Origin of the sequence: Pseudomonas koreensis (genome assembly GCF_036668835.1) — a bacterium.
Classification (GTDB): domain Bacteria; phylum Pseudomonadota; class Gammaproteobacteria; order Pseudomonadales; family Pseudomonadaceae; genus Aquipseudomonas; species Aquipseudomonas koreensis_I.
In genome coordinates, this window is sequence record NZ_JAZEVW010000007.1 from 255706 (window position 1) to 272279 (window position 16574).

General features: G+C 61.8%; 18 protein-coding genes. 6 read left to right on the forward strand and 12 right to left on the reverse strand.

Annotated elements, in window-relative coordinates:
- The first annotated feature begins 75 nt into the window (after positions 1–75).
- Entirely contained in the window at positions 76–891 is an 816-nt protein-coding gene (locus V6F91_RS20600; protein WP_332767632.1) for an alpha/beta fold hydrolase, read from the forward strand.
- 136 nt (positions 892–1027) lie between these two features.
- On the opposite strand, the gene dsbG is transcribed toward V6F91_RS20600, so the two are convergent.
- The 4 genes from dsbG to V6F91_RS20620 form a co-directional block, all read right to left on the reverse strand.
- Entirely contained in the window at positions 1028–1798 is a 771-nt protein-coding gene (dsbG, locus tag V6F91_RS20605) for a thiol:disulfide interchange protein DsbG (protein WP_332767634.1), read from the reverse strand.
- Entirely contained in the window at positions 1774–2655 is an 882-nt protein-coding gene (locus V6F91_RS20610; RefSeq protein WP_332767636.1) for a TlpA disulfide reductase family protein, read from the reverse strand. Before V6F91_RS20610 ends, dsbG begins: the two co-directional genes overlap by 25 nt.
- Positions 2655–4388: a protein-disulfide reductase DsbD gene (gene dsbD / locus V6F91_RS20615; RefSeq protein ID WP_332767638.1), complete on the reverse strand. Its 1734-nt coding sequence runs from the start codon at positions 4386–4388 to the stop codon at positions 2655–2657. Before dsbD ends, V6F91_RS20610 begins: the two co-directional genes overlap by 1 nt.
- Before the next feature lie 98 nt (positions 4389–4486).
- Positions 4487–5179, reverse strand: a complete 693-nt coding sequence (locus V6F91_RS20620) for a hypothetical protein (RefSeq protein WP_332767640.1) — start codon at positions 5177–5179, stop codon at positions 4487–4489.
- Between the two features lie 237 nt (positions 5180–5416).
- On the opposite strand from V6F91_RS20620, the gene V6F91_RS20625 reads away from it, so the two are divergent.
- The 5 genes from V6F91_RS20625 (at position 5417) to V6F91_RS20645 (ending at position 9968) form a co-directional block, all read left to right on the forward strand.
- Positions 5417–6097, forward strand: a complete 681-nt coding sequence (locus V6F91_RS20625; RefSeq protein ID WP_332767642.1) for a response regulator — start codon at positions 5417–5419, stop codon at positions 6095–6097.
- Entirely contained in the window at positions 6097–7419 is a 1323-nt protein-coding gene (locus V6F91_RS20630; protein WP_332767644.1) for an ATP-binding protein, read from the forward strand. The genes V6F91_RS20625 and V6F91_RS20630 overlap by 1 nt, the downstream gene beginning before the upstream one ends.
- Positions 7420–7622: 203 nt before the next feature.
- Positions 7623–8108, forward strand: a complete 486-nt coding sequence (locus V6F91_RS20635; RefSeq protein WP_332767646.1) for a GNAT family N-acetyltransferase — start codon at positions 7623–7625, stop codon at positions 8106–8108.
- Between the two features lie 142 nt (positions 8109–8250).
- A complete protein-coding gene (locus tag V6F91_RS20640; RefSeq protein ID WP_332767648.1) occupies positions 8251–9660 on the forward strand; it encodes an aspartate aminotransferase family protein in 1410 nt (469 codons plus the stop codon).
- An 83-nt stretch (positions 9661–9743) separates the two neighbouring features.
- On the forward strand, positions 9744–9968 hold the full coding sequence (locus V6F91_RS20645; RefSeq protein WP_332767650.1) for an MbtH family protein: 225 nt from the start codon (positions 9744–9746) through the stop codon (positions 9966–9968).
- A 182-nt stretch (positions 9969–10150) separates the two neighbouring features.
- Here the strand turns inward: V6F91_RS20645 and V6F91_RS20650 are convergent, their stop codons facing one another.
- The 8 genes from V6F91_RS20650 to V6F91_RS20685 are packed head-to-tail and all read right to left on the reverse strand — an operon-like array spanning position 10151 to position 16417.
- Positions 10151–11056 (reverse strand): metal ABC transporter substrate-binding protein, encoded by a 906-nt coding sequence (locus tag V6F91_RS20650; protein WP_332767652.1) that lies wholly within the window; start codon positions 11054–11056, stop codon positions 10151–10153.
- Positions 11057–11956 carry a metal ABC transporter permease gene (locus V6F91_RS20655; protein ID WP_258448503.1) on the reverse strand — a complete coding sequence of 300 codons (900 nt, stop codon included), beginning with the start codon at positions 11954–11956 and terminating at the stop codon, positions 11057–11059. It abuts the gene before it with no gap.
- Positions 11956–12807: a metal ABC transporter ATP-binding protein gene (locus V6F91_RS20660; RefSeq protein ID WP_332767656.1), complete on the reverse strand. Its 852-nt coding sequence runs from the start codon at positions 12805–12807 to the stop codon at positions 11956–11958. The genes V6F91_RS20655 and V6F91_RS20660 overlap by 1 nt, the downstream gene beginning before the upstream one ends.
- Entirely contained in the window at positions 12804–13769 is a 966-nt protein-coding gene (locus V6F91_RS20665; RefSeq protein WP_423815344.1) for a metal ABC transporter substrate-binding protein, read from the reverse strand. The genes V6F91_RS20660 and V6F91_RS20665 overlap by 4 nt, the downstream gene beginning before the upstream one ends.
- Positions 13769–14344 (reverse strand): DUF6162 family protein, encoded by a 576-nt coding sequence (locus V6F91_RS20670; protein WP_332767660.1) that lies wholly within the window; start codon positions 14342–14344, stop codon positions 13769–13771. Before V6F91_RS20670 ends, V6F91_RS20665 begins: the two co-directional genes overlap by 1 nt.
- Positions 14341–14682 (reverse strand): hypothetical protein, encoded by a 342-nt coding sequence (locus V6F91_RS20675; protein WP_332767662.1) that lies wholly within the window; start codon positions 14680–14682, stop codon positions 14341–14343. Before V6F91_RS20675 ends, V6F91_RS20670 begins: the two co-directional genes overlap by 4 nt.
- On the reverse strand, positions 14679–15221 hold the full coding sequence (locus tag V6F91_RS20680) for a thiamine pyrophosphate-binding protein (RefSeq protein ID WP_332767664.1): 543 nt from the start codon (positions 15219–15221) through the stop codon (positions 14679–14681). The genes V6F91_RS20675 and V6F91_RS20680 overlap by 4 nt, the downstream gene beginning before the upstream one ends.
- A complete protein-coding gene (locus V6F91_RS20685; RefSeq protein ID WP_332767666.1) occupies positions 15218–16417 on the reverse strand; it encodes a PepSY domain-containing protein in 1200 nt (399 codons plus the stop codon). The genes V6F91_RS20680 and V6F91_RS20685 overlap by 4 nt, the downstream gene beginning before the upstream one ends.
- Between the last annotated feature and the right edge of the window lie 157 nt (positions 16418–16574).

Consider the following 16574-nt stretch of genomic DNA (forward strand, 5'->3'; position numbering starts at 1 on the left):
TACATTTCGATCCTTGACGATCAGCAACCGGCAGCTCAGTCTGCCGGTTCTGTTTTTTCTCGCGGGGGATGGTTGATGCCTTTTTTCACGGTTGACGGACAAACGCTGCATTACACCGATCAAGGCGCTGGCCCGGCGGTGCTGCTGGCTGGCAGTTACTTGTGGGATCACGCCATGTGGGCGCCGCAGATCGCTGCGCTGGCGCCGCATTATCGGGTGATTGCTTTGGATCTGTGGGGCCATGGCGAGTCGGGGCGGTTGCCGGAAGGCACCTCGTCACTGGATGACATCGCCCGTCAGGCGCTAGCCTTGCTCGACCATCTGCAGATCGACCGCGTCACGCTGGTGGGCCTGTCGGTCGGCGGCATGTGGGGCGTGCGTCTGGCGCTCTCGGCGCCGCAGCGACTCAACGGTCTGGTGCTGATGGACACCTATGTCGGCGTCGAGCCCGAGCCGACCCGCCAGTACTATTTTTCGCTATTCAAGCAGATCGAAGACAGCGGCGAGATTTCCGAACAGCTGCTCGATATCGTCGTGCCGATCTTCTTCCGTCCGGGCATCGATCCGCAGTCGGCGCTGTATCAGGATTTTCGCGCAAAACTGGCGGCGTATTCCGCCGATCGACTGCGCGACAGCATCGTGCCGATGGGGCGTATCACTTTTGGACGTGATGACTTGTTGCCACGCTTGGGCGAGTTGGATGCGGCAACCACGTTAGTGTTGTGCGGCGATCAGGACAAGCCGCGGCCGCCTGCGGAAGCTCGCGAAATGGCCGAGTTGATCGGTTGCCCATGCGTGCTGGTGCCAGAGGCGGGGCACATCTCCAATCTGGAGAATCCGCCGTTTGTGACGGATGCGTTGTTGAGCTTCCTGAGCGAGCGCAACCTTTAGACCGAGTCATCGTTTATCGCGGGCAAGCCCGCTCCCACAGAATTGGGTGACGTACACGAAATTTGTGATCACCTCGGTCACTGTGGGAGCGGGCTTGCCCGCGAAGAGGCCGTTTCAGACGACAAAGGATCTGAAGTTATTTAGGTCCCAGAATCTTCACCAGCTTCTCCGCCGTCGGCGCCCCTTGTTGCTGTTGCAGCTCACCCTTGTCATCCATGTAGAAGATCGCCGGTGTGGCCTGCAACTCAAGGTCTTCCATCAACTGCATGTTCGCTGCCAGCTTGGTCTGCACCGCCACCGGAATATCCTTCAAGGCTTTGAGCGAGCTGCCCTTGCCAGCCTTTTCGTGGTCTTCGAGTGCCTTGGCCGGGTCTTTCGCCGCCAGCAGCGCCGCCGATTTGCCCGGGCTGTCTTCGCGAATGATGCCGACCATGATGTGGCGCAATTGCACCTTGCCGGCTTTCACCCACGGCCGCGCCTGTTCCCAGAACATGTTGCAATACGGGCAGTTCGGGTCGCTGAACAGGTACACCGTACGCGGTGCCTCCTTGTTGCCGTCCTGAATCCAGTTGCTGGCCTCGAACTTGGCCCAGACTTCCTTGGCCATCGGCGCATAGACCAGTTTTTGCAGCGGCTCGCTGCTCAGGTCCTTGCCGTCGGCATCGTACAGATTACCCAACAACACGTGCTTGCCATCCGGCGTCAGGTACAGCGCCATGCCGCGATTCTGGTATTGCGCCGCATAACCACGCAGGCCGTCGGGGGCGTCGAACTGGCCGACAATCTTCGCGCCCTTGGCCTCGATCTGCTTGATCGCGGCGGGCAGTTCTTCAGCAGCCTGCACCGACGGCAAGTGCAGCAGGGCGCCGCTCAGGGTCAAGGTCAGCAGGTGGCGGAGGCGGGGCATGGCAGTTTCCTTGCAGAGGTGGCCGGTGCGGTGGCCGGGTTCGAATGGGGGACCTTCGTGTCGAAATTTTCCAGCGCACGGGCCAGGCTGGCGTTCGACAACTCACCGAGGTGGCTGCTCAGCAAGCGACCGTCGGGGCTATAGAACAGCGTAGTCGGCAATGCCATCGAACCCACGGCCTGACCGAGGCGACCGCTGCGGTCGAACAATACGTTGTTCAGGCTCAGTCCCTGGGTTTCGAGGAACGTCGCCACGCTTTGCATGCTTTCGGCCTGGTTGACGAACAGGAACGTCAGGTCCGGGCGTTGTTGCTGGGCATTTTCCAGCACGGGCATTTCGCGCCGGCACGGCGGGCACCAGGTCGCCCACAGATTGATCACCAGCGGACCGCCCCGATAATCGCTGAGCTGGATGGTTTCGCCGGCCGCGTTGCGCAGGGTGATGTCCGGCAGACGAGTGCCTTGTTCGTAAATATTCAGCGACAGCGTCGCGAGCAGCCAGAACGCCACACCGCTGGCCACGCCGAAACCCAGCGGCCGACGCAGTCCGGGACGGCGCCAGCCGCGATACAGCGCTGCGAGCAACAGCACGATTACCCCCGGCCAGGCGAGGAAACCGCCGTCACGCAGGTCGATGATCTGCCACGGGTCAGCGCGATAGTGCGACCAGTACAGCGCGACAAAGGCCACCCGCGCGGCGAGCATGCCCAGCAAAAACAGGCTGAACAGTGCCGACTCGGGGTTATCGCCACCGCGCTTGGCCACCCGCCAGCCGACAAAAGTCGCCAGCGCCAGGGCACTGATCAGCAGCAGATGGTTGAGCGCGATGGCAAAGGTGCCGAGGGTCAGAGTGAGCATTAATGGGCGTCTCGGGTAGCGTTCCAGCGTTGCAGGAATGTATCGGCATCGACTTCGCCGGTGATGCGCTGGCCGCGACGCTCTTCGCCGTCGGCGCCGATCCAGACGAAACTCGGTGGCCCCGGCACTTTGTAGCGGCTGAGCAGCTCACGGCTGGCGGCATTGTCAGCAGTGACATCGAGCCGCAGCAGGCGCACATCATTCAACGCCTGCATCACATTGACCTTGCCGAATACCTGTTTTTCCATGACCTTGCACGACACGCACCAGTCGGCGTAGTAATCGAGCAGCACCCATTGGCCCTGCGCCTTGGCCGCGTCGAGTTCGCGTTGCAGCGCCGCCGGCTCTTTGATCGTGGTGAACGCGTCATGCCCGGCTGGCGCTACTGAACCGGCACGGCCAGCGCTGTAGACCTGCAACGGTTGATACGGGTCGTCGCTACCACCGGCCGCGCCAATCACCAGCAGGCTGCCCCACAACCCGAGCAGCAGCGAAGTGGCACCGAACACCTGCGCGACGCGGCCAAAACCTTCGGACTGTTTCCAGGCGCAGAACGCGGCGATCAACAGCAATGCACCGCACAGGCCCAGCCACAACGACGCCTCCAGTACCGGGCGCAGCATCAACAGCGCAGTGGCGAGAAAGAGGAAACCGAACACGCCTTTGAGCAGGTTCATCCACGCGCCGGGCTTGGGCAGGAAGCGGTTGCCCACGGTCACCAGCAACAGCAACGGCACACCGATACCGATGCCCAGCGAGAACAGAATCAAGCCACCGTGCAAGGCATTGCCGGTCTGCGCGATATAGAGCAGGGCGCCGGCCAGCGGTGCGGTCATGCACGGGCCAACCAGCAGACCGGACAGCGCACCGAGCACCCCGGCACCGATCAGGCTGCCACCGCTGCGACTGCGCGAGGCATGTTCGAGGCGATCACGCAGGGCCACCGGCAGTTGCAGTTCGAAGAAGCCGAACATCGGCAGGGCCAGAATCACAAAAATTGCCGCAAACGTGCCGAGCAACCAAGGGTTCTGCAACCATGCCTGCAGGTTCGCGCCGAGCAGCGCGGCGATCACGCCCATTGCGGCATAGACCAGCGCCATGCAGATCACATAGCTTCCGGCCAAGGCAAAGCCGCGCCGCGGTGTGGCGCCGCTGCCGACCACCATGCCGGCGAGAATAGGCAGCATCGGCAACGTGCAAGGGGTAAAGGCCAGCAGCAGACCGAGGCCGAAGAACACCAATAAACTCCAGCCCAGCGCCCGTTGTTGCAGGCTGCTGGCCAGGGCCTGATCCGGTGCTTGAGCGCCCGGCGCAACGGTCGCCTTGCCACCAAGATCAATCACGCGGGTTTGCGGTGGATAACACAGACCGGCATCGGCACAGCCTTGATAGCTGACCTTGATCTGACCGCTGGCGGATGCCGGAATTTTCACTTCCAGACCCTGACGGTAGACCGGTTGCTCGCCGAAGAACTCGTCGCTGTGGGATTCGCCCTCGGGCAGCGTCGGCTGCTGGTCGGCGGTGAGCCCATCGAACTTCAACCGTTTCTGATACAGGTAATAGCCGTCGTTGATCTGCCAGAACAACTGGGTTTCCCCGGACTCGAGACGTTCGGATGTCAGCACGAAAGCTTTGTCGACCGGCAAGAACTCCGGTTTCGTATCGAATGGATTGTTTCCTGCCTGGGCCAGACCCGAGATCAAGAGAGCGAGCAAAAGAAAAAAATGACGCATGGAGGAGCCTTGTCCCTGTGCAAGTGAGCGCAGAATGGGCGGCGGCGATTAACCGATAATTAACCCGTATCGTACAAGGCTCTCTCCGGATCGGCTAATCAGCCGCGCAGCAGTCCGGGCCAGTTCGCTTCGTTGATCGTGTGCGGACCGGAGACCAGTCGATCGCTCTGGATGTTGTAAACCAGATACTGATTGTTGGTCAGGAAAATGTACCAGTAGCTGTCGGCGAGCGTCCGGTCATTTTGTGCAGCAGTAATGATGCGGTCTTTGTAGGGTTTCAATACGCCCAGTTGATATTCGCCGAACGGATTGCGCGTCAGGGTTTTTGCTCTGTAATTGAACGACAGATAATGTCCGTCATTGAGAATGAAGCGAAACAGAAACGCTTGCCCGGTCAGTTGAAACCAGGTGCCGGCAATGATCTGGTCGAAGTACGGCAGTATCGGTTTCCAGATCGAATCGGCGACTTTCTGAAAACTGGCGACCGCATCTTTATCCTGGTCGTACTTGCAAACCATGGGCGTTGCGCCCTGGTAATGGAATAACCACGCAATGTCTTCGTCGCCCGGGGCGTTGAAGCCTATTGACGTGGTTGTAAAACCGAAGCGCAGGTCTTTGACGAACGGGTCGAACTTGTCCCAGCTGCCCGCCGTGGAGGCGGGGTAGATATCGGGAACCTTGTTGGTTCCCAGATCGAAGCGAGAGTAGGTGTCACTGTCCTTGAAAAAGAAGTAAATGCGATCCGGGCCGGCGCGCCAATCGATGGCGACGAAGTTTTTTAGTTGAGGCATGTGCGTTAAGTCCTTTTAAGTAAGTTGAAACAACAGCTCCAAGGCTAAATCAGCGGTATTTGGCGATACAGACGCAAAGTGTTTCCGTATGGGTGTACGTATTTAACAAAGTTTCCAGCCTGGTGCTGCGTGGTTTGCGTGGCCGTTGAGTCTGGTCTTCCCGTCACTGCCGGTGACCGCCATAATTGCCACTTAATCCTCGCCTGCTTCACTCGCCTTTTTATTTTCGGAGCGCCCATGCACGTACTGGTTTGCGAAGACGATGAGCTGATCGCCAGCGGCATCGTTGCCGGCCTCACGGCTCAGGGTTTGACGGTCGAGCACGTCAACACCGCATCGAAAGCGCGGGCGATGCTCAAGGTTGCCGAGTTCGACGTGATGGTGCTCGACCTCGGTCTGCCCGACGAAGATGGCCTCAAGTTGCTGCAGCAATTGCGTCAGGGCGGGCTGGAGATTCCGGTGCTGATACTGACCGCGCGCGACTCGGTGACCGACCGCGTCGACGGCTTGCAGGCCGGGGCGGACGATTACCTGCTCAAGCCGTTTGACCTGCGTGAGCTGTTCGCGCGTCTGCAAACCCTGTTGCGTCGGGTGGCCGGACGCAGCGTCAACCTGATCGAGCACGGCGCGCTGACCTACGACCCGAGCAGCCGCGAAACCACTCTGTCCGGGCAACCGGTCGATTTGTCACGGCGCGAGCAGTCACTGCTCCAGGCGCTGTTGCACAATCGCGGCCGGGTGCTGTCCACCGAGCAATTGAAGGACAGCGTCTACGGCTTCAACGATGAACTGGAAAGCAACGCGCTGAACGTACACATCCATCATCTGCGCAGCAAACTGGGCAAGGGCATCGTCGAAACCGTGCGCGGTCTGGGCTATCGCCTCGGCCCGGCTGACGGTGGAGAGCAAGGCAAGTGATGAGTCTGCGGTTGCGCCTGAGCCTGACCCTGGGCGCTGCGTTTGCGCTGATCTGGGCGTTGGCGGCGGCGTGGATGCTCAGTGATTTGCGCAACCAGATGATGTTTTCCCTCGACCAGCGTCTGGTCGCGTCGGCGCGCATGGTCGCCGGCCTGCTCGAGCAATTGCCGACGCTGCCGAGCAAAGGCGAGGGCACCCATTTCAGCGCCGAGCAATTGAATATTCCCGGCGGCATGGCCTGTCAGGTCAGTTCCTTGCGCGGGGAAATTCTCGCCCGCAGCCACAACAACCCCGAACAGGCGCTGGAAGCCGAGAAAATGGGCTTCCATGACCAGATGATCGATGGCGCGCCGTGGCGCAGCTTTACGTTGGCACGAGGCGATGTGCGGATTACCACAGCGGATCGGCAGATCGAGCGCGAGGCGCTGAACATGTCGATCCTGTTGGCGGCGTCGGTGCCGGTCGGTGTGGCGCTGCTCGGTTGTCTGTGCCTGTTGTGGCTGGGGATCGGCCAGGGCCTGGCGCCGCTCAATCGTCTGCGTGAAGCGCTGATGCGGCGCAACGCCGATTCGCTTGAGCCATTGCAGATCCAGACGTTTCCCAGCGAATTGAAACCGCTGCTGGAAACCCAGAACCAGTTGTTCCAGCGCATCGGCAAGACCATCGAGCGTGAACGACGGCTGACCGGCGACGCCGCCCATGAACTGCGCAGCCCGCTGACAGCGATCAAGACCCACCTGCAAGTGGCGCGGATGACCGATGGCAACGCCCGCGATCAGTCATTGGCGCGGGCCGAGGAGGGCGCCGATCGTTTGCATCGCACCCTTGAGCAATTGTTGTTGCTGGCGCGGGTCGAGGGCAGCCTGTCGTTCGACGACGGCTCGCAGTGCAGCGCTGAACAAGTCGCACGTCTGGCGATTCAGGACGCCACCGGCGGTGAGCGCACGCGCATTGAGCTGCAACTGCCGCAGGATCTGTCGACAGCACCGCTGTCGATGCCCGCCGTGCTGGCAATTGCCGCGCTGCGTAATCTGCTCGACAACGCTCTGCGCCATACCGCTGAGGACTGCAGGGTCGAGCTCAGCCTGATCACCCTCGGCAACCGTGTGCGATTTGTCGTGCGCGACCATGGTCCGGGCATTGCCCCGGATGATCTGCAACACCTGACCCAACGCTTCTGGCGCAACGGCCAGAGCACCGGTTGTGGCCTCGGCCTGGCAATTGTTCAGGCGATCGTCCAGCGCTGCGACTGTGCGCTGCATTTCGACAGCCGCGCGGATGGGTTGCGTGTTGAACTGACCATGCCGTTGCAACGCGTGTAGACCTGGCACACATCCCCTGTAGGAGCGAGCCTGCTCGCGAAAGCGGTTTTACAGGCACATCGATGCTGTCTGTCCTGCCGTCTTCGCGAGCAGGCTCGCTCCCACAGGGGCACATCAAATGTAACTTCTCGGCGTTCGCTATCCGCTCGGGCTGGGCGTAAGGTCGACGCAGCTTTGACTCAATGGATTGAGGGAACTGCGCCATGGAAGCGTCCATCTGCATCAGCCCGGCCACACTGGCCGATGCCGGCATTATCAGCCGCATCATCGAACGTTCGATCCGCTTTGGCTGTGCGCACGATCACCGCAACGACCTTTCACTCGTCAGCCGCTGGGTCGGCCTGCAATCCGCCGATGTCATCAGCGCCCGGCTCGCCGACCCGCAGTTTTACCTGTGCATCGCTTTGCTTGATGACAAGCCGGTCGGCGTCGGCATGGCAGGCAATGGCAGCGAGATTCTGCTGTGTCATGTCCAGCCGGAGTCGTTTCGCCGCGGTGTCGGGCGTGCGTTGATGCGGGATCTGGAGGGTTGGCTGCTGATTCGTGGTGTGCTGCAGGCGCAGCTCAATAGCACGCGTACGGGTCAGGCGTTTTATCGACATCTGGGCTATCGCGCAGCCACCGCGCCTTGCGAATGCCATGGCTTGCAGGTGCAGCCCATGCACAAGCCTTTGGTGTTGCCGGTCTGACGACCCGGTCAAGGGCTAAATCCTCGACGCCCTTAAGCGTTTCAAGAACAGGAAAACCTGCCAGTGCGCCCCGTGACCGGAACGCGCAGTTGTCCGGCGTGCCGTTTGGGTCGCTATCCATAGTTCATTGAGGGGTCGAGAAATGTCAGTCGCCACCAGCCTTATCGAAGAGTCGGTCCGGGTTACCTCGGCGCCGGTCGAAACGTTGTACCAGTTCGACGAATCGCCACTGCTCGCGCGCCAGGCGCAACAGGAGTCGAATGCGCGCAGTTATCCGCGGCGTATTCCGCTGGCGCTCAAACGCGCCAAGGGCCTGTATGTTGAAGACGTCGAGGGCCGCCGCTTCATCGACTGCCTGGCCGGCGCCGGTACGTTGGCGCTGGGGCACAATCATCCCGTTGTGATCGAGGCGATCCAGCAGGTGCTGGCCGATGAATTGCCCTTGCACACCCTCGACCTGACGACGCCGGTCAAGGATCAGTTCGTCCAGGACCTGTTCGGTCTGCTGCCACCCGCTCTCGCGGCGCAAGCAAAAATCCAGTTCTGTGGGCCGACCGGCACTGACGCGGTAGAAGCCGCGCTGAAACTGGTGCGCACGGCCACGGGGCGGAGCACGGTATTGTCGTTTTCCGGTGGGTATCACGGCATGAGTCAGGGCGCTTTGAGCCTGATGGGCAGCCTGGGCCCGAAAAAACCGCTGGGTGCCTTGCTCAGTTCGGGCGTGCAGTTCATGCCATTCCCGTATGACTACCGCTGCCCGTTCGGCCTCGGCGGTGCAGCGGGGATCAAAGCCAACCTGAGTTATCTGGAAAACCTGCTCAACGACCCCGAAGGCGGTGTGCAATTGCCCGCCGCGGTGATCGTTGAAGCGGTGCAGGGCGAGGGCGGTGTTATTCCCGCGAATATCGAGTGGTTGCGCGGCTTGCGCCGGATCACCGAGCAGGCTGGGGTGGCGTTGATCGTCGACGAGATCCAGAGCGGTTTCGCCCGCACCGGCAGAATGTTTGCCTTCGAATACGCCGGCATCATTCCGGATGTGGTGGTGCTGTCCAAAGCCATTGGCGGCAGCCTGCCGCTGGCGGTGGTGGTGTATCGCGACTGGCTCGACACGTGGCAGCCGGGCGCTCACGCCGGCACCTTCCGCGGCAATCAGATGGCGATGGCCGCCGGTTCTGCGGTAATGCGCTATCTGCTGGAACACAAACTGTGCGAACACGCCGAAGCCATGGGCGCACGGCTCAGCGAGCACCTGCACATCCTGCAGCGCGACTTCCCGCAACTCGGCGATATCCGCGGCCGCGGCCTGATGCTGGGCGTCGAACTGGTCGACCCCAACGGCGCAGTGGATGCCCTTGGCCATCCGCCGGCATTTGCCCGTCTGGCGCCACTGGTGCAGCGCGAATGCCTCAAGCGTGGACTGATTCTCGAGCTGGGCGGGCGGCATGGCGCGGTGGTGCGTTTCCTGCCGCCATTGGTGATCACAGCCGCTGAGATCGACCGCGTCGCCGAGATCTTCGGCCGCGCTTTGGCGGCGGCGACCACGGCACTGTAAATTTTTCGCCGCGCCGAACGTTCTTTCTACATACCCGGCTGCACCGCGCGTGCGGCCCACCCTTACAACGATGGAGAAGCAGCATGACGTCAGTATTCGACCGCGAGGACATCCTCTTTCAAGTCGTGGTCAACCACGAAGAGCAGTACTCGATCTGGCCGGATTACAAAGCCGTGCCAGAGGGCTGGCGCACCGTGGGCAAGAGCGGCCTGAAAAAGGAATGCCTGGCCTACATCGAGGAAGTCTGGACCGACATGCGCCCGCTGAGCCTGCGCCAGAAGATGGATGCCCAAGCCGCTGCCCGGTAAATCCGGGGCAAAAGAAACCCGCTGAACCTTTGAGGGGCAGCGGGTTTTTTCATGCTTTGGATTTGTGTTGCCCGGGCGGGCCTCATCGCCAGCAGGCTAGCTCCTACAGGGGATTGTCGGTGAACACAACCCCTGTGGGAGCCAGCCTGCTGGCGATGATCGATAACCCGGTCCGACTGAAATTACGCTCCGCTCAGACCTTTGATCAGCGCATCCACATTGCTTTCCAGCTCCGCCACCGGATCCACCGCATCGGTGCTCAATACCAGCAAGCGGCTGCCCGATTCGGTAATCGCCGCCGTCACCGCTTCCGATGGCTGACGATGATGCAGCACCACCGCGACGTCGTTGTCCTTGAGGGTCGCGGTAAGCTTCTTCAGATCCTCAGCGGTCCATTCGGCGTCCGGCCGCGCATCCTGACCGATCAGCTCCAGATTGAGGCTGCCGATCAGATAGCCGAAGTGATCGCTCAAGCTCATCACGCTGAGGTTGTCGGCACGGGCCAGGCGCGCCTCGCTGTCGGCGCTGAGCTTGAGCAGACGTTGTTTCAGCGTCGCCAGATTCTCCTCGATTTTCGCTTTGGCGGCCGGTGCCAAGCGCACCAGATCGGCGGCCATCACATCCGCCATGCGTCCCATGTTATTGCTGGCCAGCCATGGCTGGCTGTTCAAACCATCGACGTTGAGATCTGGCTGCACGGCAATGCCGGGGAGGGCGCCGTCGACCGGGCGCGCAGCGTCGACTTCGACGATGCGGATATTGCTGCGCCGGGCGATCGGATAAAGCTGATCATCCGGCCACAGCGAGCGCACGCCGATCACCGCGTCGGCATCGCTGGCCAGTTTGCTCAGTGCTGGCGCGCCACGCCCGGTGAAGTAGGCGCTCTGCCGGCTGCCTGGCAGGTTCGCCGGTGCCGCGCGTTCAAGGCTGACATCCGTGCCCTTGAGCAGAACCTCGCCCAGACCATAGGTAATCGGCAACGAGGCCAGGACCCGCAGCGGTTTGGCGCTTTCGGCGGCCAACAACGGCGTGCTGACAATGCCGCACAGGGCCAGAGCCAGGGTCATTTTTCGCAACGAAAAGATCATTTATCCAAGATTCCCTTTCAGGCTGGGGACAACGCCGCGGGCAATGGCGGCGAGGGCGAAGGCGATGCCGGCGACCAGAATGATCGCGGCGCCGGATGGAATCGGCAGATCGAACACGATCGGCGCGAGAATCCCGCACAGCGTGCTGACCGTGGCGATCAGCACCGAACACCAGAAAAAGCCCTTGAGCGACTGGCTGAGCAAGCGGGCAGCGGCAGCCGGAATCACCAGCAATGCGCCGACCAGAATCGCGCCGATGACTTTCACCGCCGCCACGGTGATCAGGGTCACCAGAATCACGAACAGATAATCCAGGGTCTTCACGGCGACGCCACGCACCGCCGCCAGTTGCGGGTTGAAACTGGCCAGCATGATGCGGTTGTACAGCGGCAAGGCCAGTGCCATGACCAGCGAGCCGACAATCGCCAACACCGCAATGTCGTTGCCGTTGACCGTCAGCACCGAACCGAACAGCACGTTCTCGAGAATGTGCACGTTGATCTTGCCGGCGAGAATCAGCAGCAGGCTCGCCCCCAATGCCAGCGATACCGAAAGGAACACGCCGATCAACGTGTCTGGCGCCAGACCGGTGCGGTTGCGCAGATAGTTGAGCAGGATGCCGAACAGCAGGCAGTAGCCGAACAGGGCGCCATAGGGGCCGGTGTAAGGTTCGCCGAGCAGAATGCCGATGGCCACACCGGTCAGCGCCGCGTGGCCGACGGCTTCGGAGAAAAACGCGAAGCGCTTGACCACCACCAGCGTGCCGAGGCCGCCGAGGACCGGGCCGATCAGCAAACCGGCGAGCAACGCATTGACCACGAATCCGTAGGCCAGCGCTTCCGGCAGGTAGCCGGAAGAGGCCCAGCCCTGTACCATCAAACGAAAGGCTTCGTAACTCATCAGGCAGCACTCCGCGGATGGGTGGAAAACAGGCTGAGCAGCCGCTCCGGGGTCAGCGCCTGTTGCGGCGTGGCGTCGAACAGTACGCGCCGATTGAGCCCGGTGACCCGATCGGCCAAACGGCCGACCGCTTCCAGATCGTGCTCGATCCACAGCACCGTGATACCCGCTGCGCGCCAGTCGCCGAGCAGGCGTTCGAACACCTGGATCCCGGCCTCATCGAGGGCCGACATCGGTTCATCCAGCACCAGTAATTGCGGTGCGGGAATCAGCCCCTGCGCGAGCAAGACGCGCTGGCGTTCGCCACCGGACAGTGCGCCCATGCGCCGCTTGCGCTTGTCCTGCATGCCGACGCGCTCCAGCGCCTCACCGATGGCGGCAGCGTAGCGTTTGCTCAAACCGAGAAATGCCGGGCGGCGCTGACACATCGCCGCCATGAAATCGTCGACCGTCATCGGTAAACCGCGATCGAACTCCAGCGCCTGCGGCACGTAACCGATGGTGCCGGGCGCGCCGGGCCACCGCAGACTGAGCTGGCCCTGATGGGGCATCTGCCCGAGCAAGGTCTTGATCAGCGAACTCTTGCCGCCGCCGTTCGGGCCGACCAGCGCATGCACGCTGCCGGGCTGCACCTTAAAGGTGACCTTGTCGAGAATGGTCGTGCGGCCGAGGGTCAGGCTCACGTCGGCAAAATCCAGTGTCGGTCCGCTTACCCCTTGTGGGAGCGAGCTTGCTCGCGAATGCGGTGTTTCATTCAAAGGAGTGGTTGGCTGATCTGACGCCTTCGCGAGCAAGCTCGCTCCCACAGGGTTTTCACTGCTATCGGCGATGAGGGTTTCCTTTGAAGTCATGCGCCAGACTCCTGAATCGCCCGCACCACGGTGTTGAGGTTGCCGGTCATTTCCTTTTCGTACTTGTCGGCGGTGTATTCGCCGTAGGAAATGTGCGACAGCGGATACAGCTTTACCCCGGATTCACGCTGAATGGTGTCGACATAAGTGGACGGGAAATCCATCTCCGAGAAGATCACCTTCACGTCCAGCTCGCGCAGCTGGTCGATGGTCTTTTTCAGCTGACTCGGGCTCGGCTCGATGCCGTGGGCCGGTTCGACCACCGCGGTCACTTCCAGCCCGAACTCACGGAGCAAATAGTCGTAAGCCGCGTGCACGGTGGCGACGCGCAGTTCGGCGTTGGGCGCCTGGGAAAGTTTCGCCAGGGCATCGGCGCGCATCTGTCGCAGGCGTTTGCCATAAGCGCGGGCGTTCTGTGTGTAGGTCTTGGCGTTGTCCGGGTCGAGTTTGCCCAGTTCGCGGGCGATGTTGTTGACCTGGGCGATGGAAGCGCTGATCGACAGGAACGTGTGTGGATTGACCACTTTGCCGGCGCCGCGCGCGGCCACCCCGGTGGCCGCCAGCAGCGGGACGTTTTCGTTGGCTTCGATGGTCTTGATGTTCGGTGTTTCGCTGGCGGCGATCATGCGGTCGGCGAAGTCGTCATGGCCAACACCGTTGAGCACGACCACGTCCAGCCCGCTGATGCGTTTGATGTCCTCGGCACGCGGCTCGTAGGCATGCGGGTTGAAACCGGCGGGAATCAACGGCACCACATCGGCCTTGTCGCCGACGATGTTCGCCACGTAGCTGTAATACGGGTGCAGAGTGATGCCGATGCGCAGGCGCTTGGCCTGATCGGCGCTGACCAGCGGGCTGAGCAGGCAGGCGCAGACGCCGAGCAGAAGCGAACGCAGCAACGGACGGCGAGGTAATGAAATGGACATGGGCAAGCAGTCTTCTCTCGAAAATGGGCGAGGCATCAATGGCGATGTTCGCGGGTTACCCCGGCATCGTATTGCGCGACAATCTGTTTCCAGCCAGCAGCGGCGAGGGCCGCGTCGGACAATTCGGTCGGCGTTTGCAGCGCAGCGCCACGGTTGAGCCAGATGTCCGGCGCCGCCTGGTCATCGCTGCTCAGGCGCATCAGGAACGAACCGGCGACGCTGCTCGACTGGCTGTGACCGAAGTAGGCGGTGTCGCCGAGCAGTTGCCAGGCATGCCCGCCACGGCTGACCGAACTCGCATCGCGGGCAAACGGCGCGAACCCTTCGTCGGCCAGATTCTGCGGCGTCGGCAGCGCTTGCTGTTCTTCACGCAGCAGACGGATTTCATCGAGGGTCACGCGCAGATCGGCATAGATGCCTTGCTCGGACGCCGTGAGGTCACGGCGCGCGTCGAGCTGATTGCCGGCCACCGGCTCCGGCTCATGGGAGACGCCGCGCCAGGCCACCACGGAACCGGCGACCGCCAGAATCAACAGGCACAGCAGCAACACATTTAGAGTTTCATGACCGGCGCCGGCCGGGCGCACGATTTGCGTGGTTGGTGTACTCATGGGGCCTGGATATCCGCTTGGTCGATTTCGACCACATGGCCGGGGCCGGCGTCGAACAGTACGTAGAATTCGGCGCCGGGCTTTTTGAAGGTCAGGGTTGAATCGGCGCCGAGCTTGCCCGGCACCAGGATCGTTTCGTCGTAGCCGATCACATCGAGGGTCACCCCCGGAGCGCCGCTGCCGTCGGAGAAGCCGCCGGTGCATTTGATCTGTTCGGCGTCGATGGCTTTGCATTCGCACATCGGGTTATGCGCCAGCGCGCCAGTGCTGAAAGCGGCGCTCAGCACCAGCAACACGGCGCTCAAATGCAGGCGCGAAGCACGTTGAAAGCGAGTCATGGTCGGGCTCCTTGTTTGTTCAGCCAGTCGAGGGTGGCGGGCGAGGCCTGGCTCAGGGGAATAGAGGCCTGATGCATGCTGCCGTCCCAGCCTTCCATGGTGATCCACAGTTCGGCATCGGCTTTGGTTTTTTCCGGCACCGGCAATTGCGCGCCCATGCGATAGGGCGTGCCGAAGAACAGCGCGCCGGCTGCGCGCAGGCTACGCGGTTTGCCGATCCGCAGGTAGGTCGCCTTGACCTTGTCGATGCAGGCATCGCAGAGCGCGGCGTTGAAACCTTTCATGTAGCCGGCCGGGCCTTCCAGGCGTGGCGCTTCGTTGCGCAATTCGGCCAGACGCAGGCTCCACGGGCCGACGGCGATTTCGCCGACTTCGCGCTCACCCAGCCCGATATCGCCGCGAAACAGCGCGGCATCGGCGAAGTATTTGGGCATGAAGCCCAGCGGAATCAGCAACAGCAAAACGTTGATGTGGAAGCGCCATTTATGCCAGAACCGGCTCAGGCGCGAGGGTTGCGGTGCCGCAATGGACTTGCTCACGGGTTGACCTCCGCAGGCTCACGATTGACGGCTGGTTGCGCCGTCACACGGGTTTTCTTCGATTCACGCTTGAGCGCATTGGCGGTGGCCAGCGCGGTGCGTTTGGTCCAGATCAACAGGCCGCTGAGCACCATCATGCTCAGCACCAGACCGAAGAAGAACCAGATCAGCTTGATCCACAACCCGCCGAAGTCGCCGGTGTGCAGGGGACGCATGGATTCGGTGACGAACTCCAGCGCAGTGCGATCGGACAACAGTCGCGAAGCGGCCAGATCACCGTTGAACGGGTTGAGCGTGGCGGACTGGAACATCAGCGGATACCAGCCACGGCCACCGAGGTTCATGTGGCTGTAAGCATTGCCCGGCAGGCTGACGAAGCTGACTTCCAGGCCAGGGATTTTCTGCTGCGCGACTTCAATCGCGCGGTCGAGGCTGATGCGCGGCGGCGGCGTGCCGTCGGCGGAGATCGGCACCGCTTCACGGGCCATCGCCGGAATGACCGGCTCGCTGGAAATGGAAATGTGATTGTCGAACAGCAGCGCTTCGATCAGGAACCAGATGCCGGTGATGGAGATGACCGCGATGAACCAGATCGACCAGATGCCGCTGAGACGGTGGAAGTCGCCCCAGAAGATCCGCGCACCGTGACGAAAACGCAGGGTCGGGTGGAAGAAGCCTTTCCAGAAGCGTTTATAGACCACCAACCCGGTGATCAACGAAGCCAGCAACGGCAAGCCGAGGAACGACACCAGATACCAGCCCCAACTGAAGCCGTTGGTGAACGGCACCAGCCACCAGCCATGCAGTGCACGGGTGAAGGCTTTGAAATTGAAGTCCGGCGCGCCGCCCTGAATCACCCCGGTATAGGGATTGACGTAAACGGTTTGCGAACGCCCGTCGGGGTAGCTGACGTTGACGTCGAGGGCAAAATGCGACTCGTCGGGCCGGCTGATGCGCTGCACCACGGTTTGCGGTTCGGCCTGCTTGATCGCGGCCAGAATCTGGTCGTAGCTGAGTCGTGGCGCATCATCCGCCGGCTGGCTGGCGCGCATCTGCGGGTTGGCCAGCCAGACGATTTCCTGGCTGACCACCGCCAGCGTGCCGGTGACACAGACGATCAGCACAAAGAACCAGATGGGCAAAGCGAGCCAGCTATGCACCAGGAACCACAGTTTGGAACGGGATTTCTTCGACATGGTTGCGCGTCTTGTTTTCGGTGAAAGGGGCATGACTACGGGCTTCGCAGTCGCTGTTTCCCTGGAAGGTCCGGCCGTGGCTTTTGCCTACGCGGCCGGCTCGCATCTCTATAAGACGAATGAGCGCGGCAAATCCCGATAAACGATATGAAAGTAA